This is a genomic window from Kitasatospora sp. NPDC097643 (assembly GCF_040302625.1).
Lineage (GTDB): Bacteria > Actinomycetota > Actinomycetes > Streptomycetales > Streptomycetaceae > Kitasatospora.
Genome location: NZ_JBEOSA010000037.1, coordinates 21,552 through 36,621 on the forward strand (window position 1 = coordinate 21,552; position 15,070 = coordinate 36,621).

General features: G+C 74.3%; 14 protein-coding genes. 6 read left to right on the top strand and 8 right to left on the bottom strand.

What is annotated here, in order from left to right; translation table 11 throughout:
* Window positions 1-107: 107 nt before the first annotated feature.
* Window positions 108-902, top strand: a complete 795-nt coding sequence (locus ABTY15_RS23210; RefSeq protein WP_350597378.1) for a CPBP family intramembrane glutamic endopeptidase — start codon at window positions 108-110, stop codon at window positions 900-902.
* Here ABTY15_RS23210 and ABTY15_RS23215 read toward each other — a convergent pair.
* The 6 genes from ABTY15_RS23215 to ABTY15_RS23240 all read right to left on the bottom strand — a co-directional run bounded on the left by ABTY15_RS23215 (window position 874) and on the right by ABTY15_RS23240 (window position 6,627).
* Complete coding sequence (locus ABTY15_RS23215; RefSeq protein ID WP_350597382.1) at window positions 874-1,413, bottom strand: HAD domain-containing protein; 540 nt, start codon at window positions 1,411-1,413, stop codon at window positions 874-876. The genes ABTY15_RS23210 and ABTY15_RS23215 overlap by 29 nt on opposite strands.
* A 100-nt stretch (window positions 1,414-1,513) precedes the next feature.
* On the bottom strand, window positions 1,514-2,809 hold the full coding sequence (locus ABTY15_RS23220) for an MFS transporter (protein ID WP_350597387.1): 1,296 nt from the start codon (window positions 2,807-2,809) through the stop codon (window positions 1,514-1,516).
* 85 nt (window positions 2,810-2,894) lie between these two features.
* The gene (locus ABTY15_RS23225) at window positions 2,895-3,596 is read right to left on the bottom strand and encodes a dienelactone hydrolase family protein (RefSeq protein WP_350597390.1); all 702 of its coding nucleotides are present in this window, start codon (window positions 3,594-3,596) and stop codon (window positions 2,895-2,897) included.
* A gap of 120 nt (window positions 3,597-3,716) precedes the next feature.
* Window positions 3,717-5,129 carry a sugar porter family MFS transporter gene (locus ABTY15_RS23230; RefSeq protein WP_350597393.1) on the bottom strand — a complete coding sequence of 471 codons (1,413 nt, stop codon included), beginning with the start codon at window positions 5,127-5,129 and terminating at the stop codon, window positions 3,717-3,719.
* A 171-nt stretch (window positions 5,130-5,300) separates the two neighbouring features.
* A complete protein-coding gene (locus ABTY15_RS23235; protein WP_350597397.1) occupies window positions 5,301-5,942 on the bottom strand; it encodes an FMN-binding negative transcriptional regulator in 642 nt (213 codons plus the stop codon).
* A 13-nt stretch (window positions 5,943-5,955) separates the two neighbouring features.
* On the bottom strand, window positions 5,956-6,627 hold the full coding sequence (locus ABTY15_RS23240; protein WP_350597403.1) for a pyridoxamine 5'-phosphate oxidase family protein: 672 nt from the start codon (window positions 6,625-6,627) through the stop codon (window positions 5,956-5,958).
* A gap of 34 nt (window positions 6,628-6,661) precedes the next feature.
* On the opposite strand from ABTY15_RS23240, the gene ABTY15_RS23245 reads away from it, so the two are divergent.
* Together ABTY15_RS23245 and ABTY15_RS23250 are read left to right on the top strand one after the other, a co-directional pair.
* Complete coding sequence (locus ABTY15_RS23245; RefSeq protein ID WP_350597411.1) at window positions 6,662-7,999, top strand: aminotransferase class I/II-fold pyridoxal phosphate-dependent enzyme; 1,338 nt, start codon at window positions 6,662-6,664, stop codon at window positions 7,997-7,999.
* Between the two features lie 318 nt (window positions 8,000-8,317).
* A complete protein-coding gene (locus ABTY15_RS23250; protein WP_350597418.1) occupies window positions 8,318-9,526 on the top strand; it encodes a GDSL-type esterase/lipase family protein in 1,209 nt (402 codons plus the stop codon).
* 68 nt (window positions 9,527-9,594) lie between these two features.
* On the opposite strand, the gene ABTY15_RS23255 is transcribed toward ABTY15_RS23250, so the two are convergent.
* Window positions 9,595-10,953, bottom strand: a complete 1,359-nt coding sequence (locus ABTY15_RS23255) for an NAD(P)/FAD-dependent oxidoreductase (RefSeq protein ID WP_350597422.1) — start codon at window positions 10,951-10,953, stop codon at window positions 9,595-9,597.
* 192 nt (window positions 10,954-11,145) lie between these two features.
* On the opposite strand from ABTY15_RS23255, the gene ABTY15_RS23260 reads away from it, so the two are divergent.
* The 3 genes from ABTY15_RS23260 to ABTY15_RS23270 all read left to right on the top strand — a co-directional run bounded on the left by ABTY15_RS23260 (window position 11,146) and on the right by ABTY15_RS23270 (window position 12,864).
* Window positions 11,146-11,901 (top strand): HipA family kinase, encoded by a 756-nt coding sequence (locus ABTY15_RS23260; RefSeq protein WP_350597683.1) that lies wholly within the window; start codon window positions 11,146-11,148, stop codon window positions 11,899-11,901.
* Entirely contained in the window at window positions 11,898-12,326 is a 429-nt protein-coding gene (locus ABTY15_RS23265) for a DUF3037 domain-containing protein (RefSeq protein ID WP_350597426.1), read from the top strand. Before ABTY15_RS23260 ends, ABTY15_RS23265 begins: the two co-directional genes overlap by 4 nt.
* Before the next feature lie 85 nt (window positions 12,327-12,411).
* The gene (locus ABTY15_RS23270) at window positions 12,412-12,864 is read left to right on the top strand and encodes a MarR family winged helix-turn-helix transcriptional regulator (protein WP_350597434.1); all 453 of its coding nucleotides are present in this window, start codon (window positions 12,412-12,414) and stop codon (window positions 12,862-12,864) included.
* 27 nt (window positions 12,865-12,891) lie between these two features.
* Here the strand turns inward: ABTY15_RS23270 and ABTY15_RS23275 are convergent, their stop codons facing one another.
* A complete protein-coding gene (locus ABTY15_RS23275; protein WP_350597441.1) occupies window positions 12,892-15,030 on the bottom strand; it encodes a HelD family protein in 2,139 nt (712 codons plus the stop codon).
* Window positions 15,031-15,070 lie beyond the last annotated feature (40 nt).

A 15,070-nucleotide genomic window follows, 5' to 3' on the forward strand; every position in this document is an offset into this window, starting at 1 on the left:
TCCGATCCGACGAGATCCGCCGGACAGCCCCTCCGGCCGCTGTGTCAGGATGATCGCTCCGGCGGTCGGCCGACGGCCGGAGCGACGCCCGCCCGCTGGAGCCACCCGTGACCACCGTCCCGACCGCACCGGAGACCGCGCAGCCCACGCGCCGGCTGCTCGGCGTCGAACTGCTGATCGTCCTCGGCCTCTCCCTGGGGGCCAGCGGGATCGGGGCGCTGATCAGCTTCGCGGGCTCGCTCACCGAACCGCTCAAGCTCGGTCAGCAGGTCGCCACCCTGAACGGCTCGCGCGCGCCCGGTCGGCCCTGGCTGGACCTGGCGTGGCAGCTCTACTACATCGGCAAGGGCCTGATGCCGGTGGTGCTGGTCGGGTACCTGCTGGTGCGCGAGGGCGTGTCACTGCGGGTGCTGGGCTTCGACCTCCGGCAGAAGCTGCGCGACCTCGGGCGGGGGGCGGCCGTCGCGGCCGCCATCGGCGGCTCCGGGCTGGCGCTGTACCTGGCCTCGCAGGCGGCTGGGTACAACCTGACGGTGGCGCCGTCCGGGCTGCCGGACGTGTGGTGGCGGGTGCCGGTGCTGGTGCTGTCCGCGTGGCAGAACGCCATCCTGGAGGAGGTCGTCGTCCTCGGCTACCTGCTGCGCCGGCTCACCCAGCGGGGCTGGTCCTGGCCGGCGGCGGTGGCGGCCAGCTCGGTGCTGCGCGGCTCGTACCACCTGTACCAGGGGGTCGGCGGGCTGGTCGGCAACATGGTGATGGGCGCGGTGTTCTGCCTGCTGTACCGGCGGTGGGGGCGGGTGATGCCGCTGGTGGTGGCGCACGCGCTGATCGACACGGTGGCCTTCGTCGGGTACGCGCTGCTCGCCGGGCACGTCAGCTGGCTGCCGACCCCGACCCCCTGAGCCGCAGCGGCACGGCCGGGGCGCGCGGCGGGCGGGCGAGCAGCCGGTCGACGTGCCGGCGCTCCAGGCCCTGACCCGGGTCGATCGGCAGCAGCAGGCGGTCGCGGCGCCAGAGCGAACCGCGGACCAGTCGGCGCGGGATGACGTCGTCCACCCAGGCGAACGGGCGGCCGGCGGCGTGGCGCAGCAGCGGAGCCCACTTGCGGGCGGAGAACAGCTCCATCAGCGGGACGCGCGGATCGTCGGGCCGCGGGACGTAGCCGGTGAAGCGGACCACCGGGAGCGTGGGCAGGCCGATCGCCGGGGCGATGTGGGTGTTCGCGTCCTCCTCCCAGGTGGTGGCCCAGACCAGGTCGTAGACGGCGGCGAGTTCGCGCAGCCACTCGCCGTGCCGGGGGGAGAGGAGCACCGAGTAGCCGAGCAGGGTGTGGGTGTCGAACCCGGCGTCGGGATGGGGACAGACCGGGTTCAGGACGCCGTCGACGTCCAGGAGCAGCAGTGGCTTCGGCACCGGTGGCCCCCCAGGAACGGTGGTGTGACTCACCTGGTCGGACGCACCCGGCGCACCACAGGTTGCTCATCGGCGGGCGCACGCGGGGCGCACGGGGCGCTCACGGCGCGGGCGCGGGCTCGACGGCGGGCACCGGTGCGTCCGTGGTGCTCCGGTGGGCGGGCCGGCGGGTGAGTCGGCGGACCTGGGGTTCCAGCAGGACGGCGGCGCTGAGCAGCAGGCAGGCCACCGCGCAGGCCCAGAGCGCGCCGGTCAGGCCGAGCGCGTCGGCGGCCGGGCCGGCCAGCGCGGTGCCGACCGGGGCCAGCGAGTACGAGCCGAGCTCGTCGTACGCGGCGACCCGGGAGAACATCTCCTCGGGGATCTCCTGCTGGAGCGCGACCATCCAGTTGACGCCGAAGACGGTGACGCCGGCGCCGGACAGGAACATCGCCGCCGCGAGCAGCGGCAGCGGCGCCGCCAAGGCCAGCGCCAGGGCGGGCACCCCGAACAGGAACACCCCCCAGTTGCCGACCAGCAGGATCCGGCGCGGCCGCCAGCGGGCCATCAGCACGCCGGTGACCACCAGCCCGACCCCGAAGGCGGCCATGGCCAGGCCCCAGTCGCGCGCGCCGCCGAGCCGCTCCTCGGCGACGGCCGGCCCGTACACCGACTCGACCGCGCCGGTGCAGGCGACCAGGACGGAGAACTGCAGCACGACCACCCAGAGCCAGCGCCGGGAGGCGAACTCGCGCCAGCCCTCGCGCAGGTCGCGCAGCATGCCGCCGCCGCCCTCGGGGGCGGGCGCGGCCTCGGCCTCCAGCAGGAAGCGCAGCGCGGCGGCGACGAGGAAGCAGCCGGCGTCCAGGGCGAGCACCCAGCCGGGGCCGACGGCGGCGGTGAGCGCGCCGCCGAGGGCGGCGCCGCCGATCTGGGCCGCGTTCTGGCCCATCCGGTAGACCGCGAAGGCCCGGGTGGCGTGCTCCTGGGAGACGCTCTGCAGGATCATGCCGCCGGAGGCGGGGGAGTAGAGCGCGTACCCGGCACCACCGGCGGCGGAGAGCACCAGCAGCTGCCAGAGCCGGACGTCGCCGGCCAGCACCAGCGCGGCCAGGACGGCCTGCGCGACGCCGCTGAACAGGTTGGCGGCGACCATGACGTGGTGGCGCGGCAGCCGGTCGGCCAGGGCGCCGCCGACCACCAGCAGCAGGACGGTGGGCAGCAGGCGGGCGGCGGTGACGTAGCCGACCTCGGCGGTGGAGCCGCCGGTGCCGAGGATGGCGAACGCGGTGGCGATGGGGGCGCCGGCGTTGCCGACACCGCTGATCACGGTGGCGGTGGTCTGGATGCGGAAGTTGCGGCTCGCCCAGGCGAGGCGGCGGGGCTGCGGGGGCTGGGTCGGGGGTCGGGTCGGCACGCGGGTGACTATGGCGGGAGTTCGTACCGGTGTCCATCGGAATTCGGGCCGGGAACGACCGCGCATTCGGGAGGGGAACGACTGCTCAGCCGAGGTGGCCCTGGAGGAAGGTGACGGTGCGGCGCCAGGCGATCCCGGCCTGGAGCGGGTCGTAGGTGCCGAGCAGGTTCTCGTCGTTCATGAAGGCGTGCCCGGCCGGGTAGAAGTGGATCTCGGGGCGGACGTCGGTGGCCTCGCCGATCCGGATCGCGGCCTCGTCGACGGCGGTCATCGGGATCGAGCGGTCGTGCTCGCCGAAGTGGCCCAGGACGTGGGCGGTCAGGCCGCGGTAGTCGAAGTCCGGGTCGGGCGGCAGGCCGTAGAACGGCACCACGGCGGCGACCCGGTCGCCGGCCCGGGCGGCCAGCAGCAGGGCGAAGCCGCCGCCCATGCAGAACCCGACCGCGCCGACCGCGTCGCCGACCACGCCGTCCATGGCGAGCAGGTGGTCGACGGCCCCGGAGAGGTCCACCACGGCCTGCTCGACCGGGAGTTCGCGTTTGAGTCGGGCTGCCTCGGTGCGGTCGTGGGTGGTGGCGCCGCCGAACAGGTCGGGGGCGAGGACGGTGAAGCCCTCGGCGGCGAAGCGGTCGGCCATCGAGGCGACGTGCGAGGTGAGCCCCCACCACTCCTGCACCACCACCAGGCCGGGGCCGACGCCACTCGGCGGGCGGGCCAGGTACCCGTGCGCGGTACGGCCGTTGCTCGGGAAGGTGACGTTCTGCCGGGAGCCGCGCTGGTCGGGCATGGCTTCCTCTCGGTGGATCGGCCCGCGCGCGGCGGGAGTTCGGACAGGACGGGGGCGGCGGGCGGCGGGGGGGCTGCCGGGTCTGGGGCTGCCGGGACGGGGGCCGCCGGGGCGGGTGGCTCAGCCCATCTCCTCCAGGGCGCGGCCCTTGGTCTCCCTGATGCAGTAGGCCACGAACGGGATGGAGAGCAGTGCGAACACGGCGTAGATCACGTACGTCGCCGAGAGGTTCCAGTCGGCGAGGTCCGGAAAGCTGACGGTGATGGCCCAGTTGGCGATCCACTGGGCCGAGGCGGCGACGGACAGCGCGAGCGCCCGGATCCGGTTGGGGAACATCTCGCCGAGCAGCACCCAGACCACCACACCCCAGGAGAAGGCGAAGCAGAGCACGAAGACGTGCGCGGCGACCAGGGCGACGGTGGCGTGGGTGTTGTCGAGGGTCGCGGTGTCGCCGGTGCCCTCCCGGTAGGAGAACGCCCAGGCGGCGGTGGCCAGCGCGAGCGCCATGCCGGCCGAGCCGGCCAGGGCGAGCGGCTTGCGGCCGATCCGGTCCACCAGCACCATCGCGATCACCGTGCCGATCACGTTCACGATCGACGTGGAGAGGCTGATCAGCAGGGAGTTGGACTCGTTGATGCCGACCGACTGCCAGAGGAAGGACGAGTAGTAGAAGATCACGTTGATGCCGACGAACTGCTGGAACACCGAGGCGCCGATGCCGACCCAGACGATCGGCAGCAGGCCGAACCGACCGCCGAGGAGGTCGCGCGCCCGGGGCTTGTGGGCGGACTCCAGCACCGCGCGGATCTCCGCGACCCGGGCGTCCAGGTCGACCCCCTCGCCCTCCACCTCGCGCAGCACCCGGCGGGCCTGCGGCTCGCGGTGGTCGGCGATCAGGAAGCGCGGCGACTCCGGGATGGCGAGCGCCATCAGCCCGTACACCAGGGCCGGGACCGCCTCCACGCCGAGCATCCACTGCCAGGCCTGGATGCCGCCGAGGTGGCCGGTGGACTCGCCGCCGGCGGCCTGGTTGAGCGCCCAGTTGGCGAGTTGGGAGACGGTGATGCCGAGCACGATCGCCAGCTGCTGGAAGGAGGCGAGCCGGCCCCGGTAGGCGGTCGGCGCGACCTCGGCGATGTAGGTCGGGGCGATCACCGAGGCGATGCCGATCGCGACGCCGCCGACCACCCGCCAGGTGGCCAGCACCTGGATGCTCGGCGGGAACATCGAGCCGATGCCGCTGACCGCGAACAGCGTCGCGGCCAGCAGCATCGTGCGCACCCGGCCGAGGTGGTCGGCCAGCCGGCCCGCGGCCACCGCGCCGGCCGCCGAGCCGAGCAGGGCGATGGCCACCACGAAGGCGGTCTCGCCGTTGCCCACCCCGAAGTGCTTCTGGATGCCCGTCACGGCACCGTTGATCACCGCGCTGTCGTAGCCGAACAGGAACCCGCCCATCGCGGCGGCCGCCGAGATGAACACCACGTGCCCGAGGTGGGCCTCGCCGGCGGCCCGCTGGCTCTTGAGTGTGGACAAGCGCGCTCCCCGAGGTGGACGGGCCCGCTCCGACCGCGAGTGGGCAGGGCTCGTCTCACATTCGAGCAGCGGCCGGGGCGCCCTGCCCGACACGGGGACCGATCGGGTGATCCGGGGTCAGTCCGGGGGCGTGCGCGGGGTGGCTTGCGCCGGGGCGGCTTGTGCTGGGGGTCAGCCCGCGCGGCGTTGGTGGCGGCGCAGCAGCTGGGTGCGGGCGGCGGCGTCCTGGTCGCGCCGGCCGCCGTGGCCCCGGGCGCGGTCGGCGAGGCGGTCGGCGATCGCGGACTGCTCGCCGACCGGCTTCTTGTCGTCGTACTTGAACTTGGCGCGCACCTCATCGACCGTCAGCCGCAGCCCGCGCAGGCCGGGGAGCAGCCGGGAGAACTCGCCCTCGCCGGGCACCACCCGGGTGTCCGGGGTCTCGGGCTGGAAGTGCGCCAGCTGGCGGTTGAGGATCTCCGCCTTGCCCGCGGCGGACTCGACGACCTCGGCGGTGCAGTGGAAGTGGACGGACGCGTAGTAGCTGGTCGGCGTGCCCGGTTGGCCGCGCCAGTGGCCCGGCGCGAAGGCGTAGTCGTCGGTGACCGCGAGGGTCACCTGGGGATCGGCCCGGATGGCGGCCAGCAGCGGGTTGGGTGCGGCGAGGTGGAGCAGGATCTCGCCGCGGTCGGCGTCCAGCAGGAAGTGGGTGGGGACCAGGACGGGACCCTGGCCGGGCCCGCCGTTGGCGGCGAGCAGGCCGAAGTCCCGGCCCTCGGCCAGCCAGGCGCGCCACTCGGCCTCGTCACCCCGGTCCCATGACCTGATCAGCATCGACGGGCCTCCTTCAGCGCGGGTAGGCGCTGAGGTGCGCGGGCAGCGGAACGGTGGTGTGCTCGCCCGGCTCGGGGGTGCCGTGCACGGTGGTGACCGGTATCAGGCCGGCCCAGTACGGCAGGTCGAGGTCGGCCGGGTCGTCGTCGGCGCCGTCGTTGCGGGTCTTGGCCGAGACCTCGTCCAGCTCCAGCCGGATGACGGCGGTGGCGGCGAGCTCCTTGGGGTTGGCCGGGCGGACCTCGGCGGAGCGGCCGGGGACGGCGTGGTCGACCAGCGCGGCCAGCGCGACGTCCAGCTCCTCGGGGTCGGTGACCTGGTACGCCGTGCCGTGGGCCACCACCGAGCGGAAGTTGACCGAGTGGTTGAACGCGGACTTGGTCAGCACCAGGGCGTCGACCAGGGTGACGGTGATGCAGACCGGCATGCCCTGCTCGCCGGAGGCGCCGCGCAGCGGGCGGCTGCCGGTGGAGCCGTGCACGTAGAGCCGGCTGCCGACCCGGGCGTAGATGGTGGGCAGGACGACCGGGGCGCCGTCGGCGACGAAGCCGAGGTGGCAGATGTACGCGCTGTCGAGGATGTCGTGGATCGCTTCCTGCTCCCAGGTGGCACGGTCCTTGTAACGGGTGGGGGTGGTGCGGGGGGTACGGGAGTAGCTGGCGGGGCCCTCGGCAGCGGTCGACATGACAACCTCTATGTACTAGTGCATAATTTGCTTTGTGCTAGGAGACTATCCGCTGAAAGGGCGACGCGCCAGCGAAATCGCCGCCCACATCGAACAGGGCGTCAGCGACGGGCGGCTCGCGCCCGGAACCGCGCTCCCCCCGCTGCGCGACCTCGCCGCCGAACTCGGGGTCAACCCCAACACCGTCGCCGCCGCCTACCGGTTGCTGCGCGACCGCGGGGTGATCGAGACCGCCGGTCGCAAGGGCAGCCGCATCCTCCCCAGACCCGCGCTGACCTCGCGCGACCAGATCCGGATCCCCGTCCCGCCGCACGCCCGCGACCTGTCCGCCGGAAACCCGGACCCGGCGCTGCTGCCCGACCTCGCCCCGGCCCTCGCGGCCGCCGCCGAGGCCGCCCGGACCGACCCCGTGCTGTACGGGCACCCGGCCGTCGACCCCGGACTGCTCGCCCTCGCCGGCGCCTCCTTCGAGGCCGACGGCCTGCCCGGCGGCCCGATCGCCGTCGCCTCCGGCTCGCTCGACACCATCGAGCGGATCCTCGCCACCCGGCTGCGCCCCGGCGACGCGGTGGCCGTCGAGGACCCGGGCTGGGGCAGCCTGCTCGACCTGCTGCCCGCGCTCGGGCTGCGGCCGCTGCCCGTCCGGCTGGACGACCGGGGCCCGCTGCCCGACGCGCTCGCCGCGGCGCTCGCCGAGGGTGCCCGCGCGGTGGTGGTCACCTCCCGGGCGCAGAACCCGACCGGCGCCGCGCTCACGGCTGGCCGGGCCGAGGAGCTGCGGGCCGTCCTGGCCGGGCACCCCGGGGTGCTGCTGATCGAGGACGACCACGGGCACGGCATGGTCGACCAGCCGTACCACCCGCTGGTGGGCGCCGGCTCCCGGCACTGGGCGGTGGTGCGCTCGGCGGCCAAGGCGTACGGGCCGGACCTGCGGCTCTCGGTGGCGGTCGGCGACCCGGACACCATCGGACGGGTGAGCGGGCGGCTGCGGCTCGGCGCCGGCTGGGTCAGCCACCTGCTCCAGCGCACCGTCGCCGAGCTGTGGCGCACCGACGCGGCGCCGGTCGCCCGGGTCGCCGGGGTGTACCGGGCCCGCCGGGACGCGCTGCTCGGCGAACTGGCCGCGCGCGGGATCGAGGCGCACGGCGAGAGCGGGCTGAACGTCTGGGTGCCGGTGCCGGACGAGACCTCGGCGCTGGCGGCGTTGGTGCAGCGCGGCTGGGTCGCGGCGCCCGGCGCGCGGTACCGGATCCAGTCGCCGCCGGGGATGCGGATCACGGTGGCCTGCCTGGAGCCGGCGGACGCCCGGCGGCTGGCCGAGGACCTGGCGGGCGTGCTGAGGGCGGGAGGGGTCGGACCGCGGCTGGTCTGAGGGCGGCTGGTCGGACCAGGGACGGCTGGTCCGAGGGCGGCTTCCGGGGGCTTCCGGGGCGGGCGGTAACCCTGGGGTGGCGGAACTGCACTGCGCAGTAACGATCTTGGGGCCGGTGGTCACGCGAGTGAACCCGTCGGTAACCCTGTGCGCGGGATGGTCTGAACCCGTCGGTAACAAAGCGGAAACCTGGTGCAGATACCTAGCGGTAACTAGCGCGCGCATGTCATCTTCATCGCGCCACCGGCCGGCGGCCCACCCTCACCTACGCGTCTTCCCGTCCCCACCACGGGGAGACCGAGCCGCAGGAGTTCCGCCGTGCCCGAAAACAGTTCGAGCATCATTCGCAGCACCCCTCGACTCGGCCGACGGCTGCTCACCGCAGCCCTCGCCCTCCCGCTCGCCGCCGGCGGCCTGGTGGCCGGTGGCCTCGCGGCCGCCGCCCCCGCCAGTGCGGCCACCACCCTCGTGCCGAGCGGGCCGACGACCAGCGTCACGCTGGGCGACAGCTACATCTCCGGCGAGGCCGGCCGCTGGATGGGCAACGCCGCCGGCACCAGCGGCGCCCGCAACGGCACCGACCGTGCCTGGACGGGCAGTTCGTACGACCCGTCGAAGATCTACGGCGCCACCGCCGCGAGCGGCTGCGACCGCTCCGACGTCGCCGAGGTGATCAGCGCCTCCACCGGGGCGCAGAACGAGATCAACCTGGCCTGCTCCGGCGCCGTCACCGCGAACGTCTTCCGCGCCGTCAACGGCGGCCAGTCGTACAAGGGCGAGGCCCCGCAGGCCGACCAACTCGCCACCGTGGCACGGCAGAACAACGTCAAGCTGATCACCCTGTCGATCGGCGGCAACGACCTCGGCTTCAGCGACGTCATCTCCACCTGCGTGCAGGACTACCTGATCTGGTACTCGTACTGCCACGACGACCAGCAGGCCGCGATCGACGCCAAGCTGCCCGACGCGATGGCCGGGGTCGGCAAGGCCATCGACGAGATCCGCGCGGTCATGTCCAACGCGGGCTACGCGCAAGGGGATTACCGCCTGGTGCTGCAGTCCTACCCGTCGCCGATTCCGCGCAGCACCGAGATGCGGTACCCGGAGAGCGGCTGGACCCGCTCCAACACCGGCGGCTGCCCGTTCTGGGACGGGGACGCCGACTGGGCGCGGGACAGCATGGTGCCGCAGATCTCCCAGGCGCTGGCCGGGGTCGCCGCCTCGAAGGGTGCGCAGTTCCTCGACCTCTCCGACATGCTCCAGGGCCGCGAGGTCTGCTCGACGGCCACCCGGCAGCCGACCTCGACCTCCGGCCCGTCCGCGACCACCAGCGAATGGGCGCGCTTCCTGGACGGCGGCCTCAACTCCACCCAGGGCGTGCTCCAGGAGTCGATGCACCCCAACTACTACGGGCAGCAGGCGCTCGGGCGCTGCCTGACCCTGCTGTGGGGGCGCGGCAGCGGCAACTACGCGTGCCGCAACACCGCCGGGCAGGACAGCGGCGGGATGTACCTCACCGCGAAGTGACGTGACGGCGTCGTGCCCGGCGCCCCTCACCCCGTGGTGGGTGAGGGGCGCCGGGCACGGGCGTCCGGTCAGCCCTTGGCGAGCAGGGCCTGGGCGTGGGCGCGGACCTGATCCTTCGTCAAGTACGCGTCGGTGTACTCGAAGTCGCGCAGTCGGGCGGGCTGTCGGGCAAGGAAGCCGGTCCGGACGAAGTCGTCCCCGGCGGTCGCGTTCAGCAGCCAGTTCGCGCCGACCCGGAACTTGGCCGCGTTGGTCCGCATCGCCATGATGTGGTAGCCGCGGGCCACCACCTGGGCCGGCACCCCGCGCAGCTCCACCCCGATCGGCTTGGACACCGCGTCCTTGCCGCCGAGGTCCACCACCAGGCCCAAGTCCTTGTGGTAGTAGGGCTCCAGGGGCTGGTTGCGGAGCGCGGCGATCACGTTGTTCGCCACCGCGCGGCCCTGCCGGGCCGAGTGCTGGGCGGTCGGCGGGCAGACCGCGCCGTCGCCCTTCGCGAGGTCCGGGACAGCCGCCGCGTCGCCCAGCGCGAACACGCCCTCGAACTGCGGCACCCGCATCTCCGCCGTCACCGCGATCCGGCCGCGGACCGTCTCGGCGTCCAGGGTGCCGATCAGCGGGCTCGCGGCCACCCCGGCCGTCCAGATCAGGGTGCGGCAGGGGAGCACCCGGCCGTCGGTGAACTTGACGGACTCGGCGCCGACTTCGGCCACCGAGACGCCCAGCGAGACCTCGATGCCGCGGCCGCGCAGCACCTCCAGGGCGGCCGTGCCCAGCGCGTCGCCGAGCTCCGGCATCAGCTTCGGGGCGATGTCGATCAGGTGCCACTTGATCTGCCGGGCGTCCAGGCGCGGGTAGCGCAGGGCGGCGGCGGTGGTCAGCCGCTGGAGGCAGGCGGCCGTCTCGGTGCCCGCGTAGCCGCCGCCGACCACCACGAACTGGAGCCGGGACTCGCGCTCCTTCTGGTCCAAGGTGGCCGAGGCGAGGTCGAGTTGGGCGATCACGTGGTCGCGGACGTAGGTCGCCTCGGCGAGTGTCTTCATGCCGCGGGCGTAGTCGGTCAGGCCGGGGATGTCGAAGGTGCGGGTGACGCTGCCGGGGGCGAGCACGAGGATGTCGTACCGCTGCGCGACCACCTCGTCGGTGATCTTGCGGACCACGCAGACCTTGGCGGCCGGGTCCACGCCGATGGCGCCGCCGGGGACGATGTGGGTGCGGCGCAGGCTGCGGCGCAGGGAGACGGCCACCGACTGGGGGGTGAGCACGCCGGCGGCGACGTGCGGGAGGAGGGGGAGGTACAGCTGGTAGCTGAACGGCGTGACCAGCGAGATCTCGGCCTCCGACGGCGCGAGCTTGCGTTCGAGGCGGCGGGCGCACTCAAGGCCGGCGAAGCCACCGCCCACGATCAGGATCCGAGGTCGTTCCATCGCTCATCCCTTTGTCGTGCAGGTCGTACCGTGCAGGTCCCCGTTACTGTCCGCCACACTCGCACGGAGCAGCGGGGGCTGCCACCGGGGCGGGGCTGATGGTGGCGGTGGGTTGGGGAAGCCGGTGGGCTGGAGAGGCCGGGGGGTTGGGGGAGATCGGGTTGGGGCGTGGGCACCGATAAGCTGTCGGGCGTGCTCCCCGAGGTGACGGCGGTCCGTTATGTGACCCCACTGCGAGAAGGCGGCTCGATGCCGGGCCTGGTCGAGGCCGACGACCGGCGGCTGTACGCGCTGAAATGGGTCGGCGCGGCGCAGGGCCGGAAGGCCCTGGTGGCCGAGGTGCTGGCCGGGGAACTGGGGCGGCGGCTGGGGCTGCCGGTGCCGGAGCTGGTGACCGTCGACCTGGACCCGGTGCTCGCCCGGAGCGAGCCGGACCACCAGATCCAGGACCAGATGCGGGCCAGCGGCGGGACCAACCTCGGGATGGCCTTCGTCAGCGGGGCGCTCAACTTCGACCCGCTCTGCTTCGAGGTGGATCCGGAACTGGCCGGGCAGGTGCTCTGGTTCGACGCGCTGATCGGCAACGTCGACCGGTCCTGGCGCAATCCCAACCTGCTGGTGGCGACCGGCGGGCTGCGGCTGATCGACCACGGCGCGAGCCTGATCTTCCACCACAACTGGGCCGGCGCGGCCTCCTGGATCCGCCGCCCGTACGACGCCTCGGACCACGCGCTGCTGGCCGCCCGGCCGGACCTGGCGGCCGCCGACAAGGAACTGGCGCCGCTCGCCGAGGCGGCGATCGAGGCCGCGGTGGCGCAGATCCCGGAGGTCTGGCTGGTGGACGAGCCCGGGTTCGACTCGCCCGAGGCGGTGCGCGCCGCGTACCGCGCCCAGCTGACCGAGCGACTGGCCGGTCCGCGTGACTGGCTGCCGGAGGTGCCCGCATGACCGAGCTGACGCCGTCCGCCGTGCCGCCCGCGCTGCCGGCCACCGTGGAGCTGCACGACTACGAGTACGCGGTGATCCGCGCGGTGCCCCGGGTGGAGCGCGGCGAGTGCGTGAACGTGGGCGTGCTGCTGTACTGCCGGCAGAACGCGCAGCTGGCCGCCCGGACGCACCTGGACCAGGCCCGGCTGCTGGCGCTGGACCCGGTGGCGGACGTGCAGGGGGTGCGGCGGGCGCTGCACGGGATCGAGGCGGTGTGCGCGGGCGGCCCGCAGGCCGGCCCGGCGGCCGCGGACAGCCCCGGTCAGCGGTTCCGCTGGCTGACCGCTCCGCGCAGTGCGATCGTCCAGCCAGGCCCGGTGCACACCGGGCTGACCGCGGACCCGGAGTCGGAGCTGCGGCGGCTGTTCGACCAGCTGGTGCTCTGACCTCGTCCGGTGCCGGGCCGGCCGGGCGACGGTTGCCGTGGTCAAAGCTTGAGTTGGTGAAGCACTCGGCCGTACCCTGGGCACCATGGGTTCGACAGCGACGACGACCGTACCGACCAACGCCGATCTGATGGAGGTGCTGGCCTCCGTCGGTGCCGCCTACTTCCAGGACTTCGCGGCGGCCGCGGCCCGGCACGGGCTCTCCTCCTCGCAGGCCAAGGCGCTGGGCGCGGTGCAGGAGCCGGTGCCGATGCGGGCGCTGGCCGGCCGGCTCGGCTGTGACGCCTCGAACGTCACCGGGATCGTCGACCGGCTGGAGTCGCTGGGGCTGGCCCACCGCGCGGCGGCGGCCGGCGACCGCCGGGTGAAGATCGTCGTGATCACGGACGAGGGCCGTGAGGCGCTGGCCCGCATCCGCGGCGAGATGGCCCGCACCCACCAGGCCTTCGAGGCGATGACCGACGAGCAGCGGATCGCGCTGCACTCGATCTGCGCCCAGGTGCTGCCGGTGCTGGCCGGCCGGGCGGGCGGCGCGTAACGGCACGCCCCGCCCGGCCGGCCGTGGTCACAGCGCCCCGGCGAGCACCGGGGGCAGCGGGCGGTGGTGGAGCAGGGTCAGCGTGCGGGTGGCGCGGGTGAGGGCGACGTAGAGGTCGCGGGCGCCGTGCCCGGGCCGGTCGAGGATCGCGGCCGGCTCGACCACCACGACGGCGTCGAACTCCAGCCCCTTGCACGCCGCGACGGTGAGCGCGTCCAGGCTGTCCGCCAGGTCGTCCGGCGCGATCACGCCCAGGGTGCCGACGGGAGTGGGGAGTCGGGCGAGGGCGGCGGCGAAGTCGGCGTCCGGGACGGCCACCGCGCGCGGGCGTCCGCTGCCGGGGCGGATCGACTCGGGCGGCTGCCGGTCGGGCGTGACGGTGCGCAGCACGGCGGCTGCGAGCGCCATGATCGGCGCGGGCGTACGGTAGTTGACGGTCAGTCGCTCCTCGCGCCAGCGGCCGGGCAGGTGCGGGTCGAGCATCTCGGCCCAACTGCGGGCGCCGGCGGGCGATCCGGTCTGGGCGAGGTCGCCGACCACGGTGAGCGAGCTGGTCGGGACCCGCCGCAGCACGGCGCGCCAGGCCATCGCGGAGAGCTCCTGCGCCTCGTCCACGACGACGTGGCCGTACGCCCAGGTGCGGTCGGCGGCGGCGCGTTCGGCGGTGGAACGGAGCGGGCCGTCGTCCTGGAAGCGTTCGGCCAGTGAGCGCGCGTCGAGGAGTGCGTTGCCGCTTTGCCCGGTGATGGTCAACACGCCCCGGGCGTAGGCGAGTTCCTCGTCGTGCGGGCTCTCCTCGTCGTCCCGGGCGGGGGTCTCGGTGCCGAGCAGCTCGGCGGCCTCGTCCAGCAGCGGGACGTCCTCGACGGTCCACGGGGAGCCGGGCGGGCGGAGCAGGGCGGTCTGCTGCTCGGGGGCCGCCTCGGCGAGCAACTCGGACTCGGTGAGCAGCCGTTCGAGCAACTGCTGCGGGGTGAGCAGGGGCCAGAGCGGATCCAGGACGGCGCGGATCTCGGGGCGGGCCCACAGCTCGCGCGGAGCGTGGTGCGCCTCCTCCTCGTCGTACGGGCGGCCGAGGGTGAGCGCCTGGGCGATGGCCAGGGCGTCGAGCAGGGTGCGCAGGTAGTACGCGCGGGCCCGGTTGTGCGGCAGCCGCAGACCGCGGGCGGCGTCCCGGGCCTCGGCGCAGGCACGGGCGGAGACCCGCAGCCCCTCGCCGAGGTCGAGGCCGGTGGCGGGCGCGCACTGGTGGGCGGCGACGGCGCGGCGCAGGACCTCGGCCATCCGGCGGCCGCCCTTGGCGACGGCGGTGGCGGGGGCGTCGGTGCGGGTGGCGGTGATGCCGGGGTAGAGCTCGCCGACGGTGCGCAGCACGACCTCGCTCTCGCCGAGGGCGGGCAGCACCTCGTCGATGTAGCGCAGGAAGCCGGGGCCCGGACCGACCACCAGGACGCCGCGCCGCTGGAGCGTGGCGCGGTGGGTGAACAGCAGGTAGGCCGCGCGGTGCAGGGCGGTGACCGTCTTGCCGGTGCCCGGGCCGCCCTGGACGACCAGGGCGCCGGGCAGCGGGGCGCGGATCACCCGGTCCTGTTCGGCCTGGATGGTGGCGACGGCGCTGCCCATCCGGCCGGTGCGGGTGCGGTTCAGTGCCGCGAGCAGGGCGGCCTCGCCGACCAGGGTGTGGCGGCCGGACTCGTCGAGGCCGGCCAGGTCGAGCGCCTCGTCGTCCAGGCCGGTGAGGGTGCGGCCGCGGGTGTGCAGGTGGCGGCGGCGCAGCACGGGGCCGGGGCGGGCCGGGGTGGCGGTGTAGAACGGCCGGGCGGCGGGGGCACGCCAGTCGAGCAGAAGCGGCTCGTGGGCCTCGTCGGTCAGGCCGATGCGGCCGAGGTAGCGGACGGTGCCGTCGCGCTCGTCGAGCCGGCCGAAGCAGAGGCCGCGTTCGACGGCCTCCAGCCGGGCGGCGCGGTCGGCGGCCTCGCGGGCGCGCACCTCGCGTTCGAGCCGGGCCTGGTGGGTGCCGCCGGCGGCGGCCTCGTCGAAGGCGTGGTCGCGGGTGCGGCGGGCCTGGGCCCGGGCGGTGTCCAGGCGTGCGTAGAGCCGGGTGAGGTGGGCCTGTTCGGTGTGCAGTGCCTCGGTGAGTGCGGGTTCCGCTGGAAATCCATGCATCGATGTGGTATCCTTGCGGCGAGAAGTTTGTGGAGCGTCA

Bases quoted from the DNA above. Each gene is read 5' to 3' on its own strand.
- ABTY15_RS23225 (WP_350597390.1), bottom strand. From the start codon at position 3,596: ATGCCCGACCAGCGCGGCTCCCGGCAGAACGTCACCTTCCCGAGCAAC.
- ABTY15_RS23235 (WP_350597397.1), bottom strand. From the start codon at position 5,942: ATGCTGATCAGGTCATGGGACCGGGGTGACGAGGCCGAGTGGCGCGCC.
- ABTY15_RS23240 (WP_350597403.1), bottom strand. From the start codon at position 6,627: ATGTCGACCGCTGCCGAGGGCCCCGCCAGCTACTCCCGTACCCCCCGC.
- ABTY15_RS23255 (WP_350597422.1), bottom strand. From the start codon at position 10,953: ATGGAACGACCTCGGATCCTGATCGTGGGCGGTGGCTTCGCCGGCCTT.
- ABTY15_RS23265 (WP_350597426.1), top strand. From the start codon at position 11,898: ATGACCGAGCTGACGCCGTCCGCCGTGCCGCCCGCGCTGCCGGCCACC.
- ABTY15_RS23270 (WP_350597434.1), top strand. From the start codon at position 12,412: ATGGGTTCGACAGCGACGACGACCGTACCGACCAACGCCGATCTGATG.
- ABTY15_RS23275 (WP_350597441.1), bottom strand. From the start codon at position 15,030: ATGCATGGATTTCCAGCGGAACCCGCACTCACCGAGGCACTGCACACC.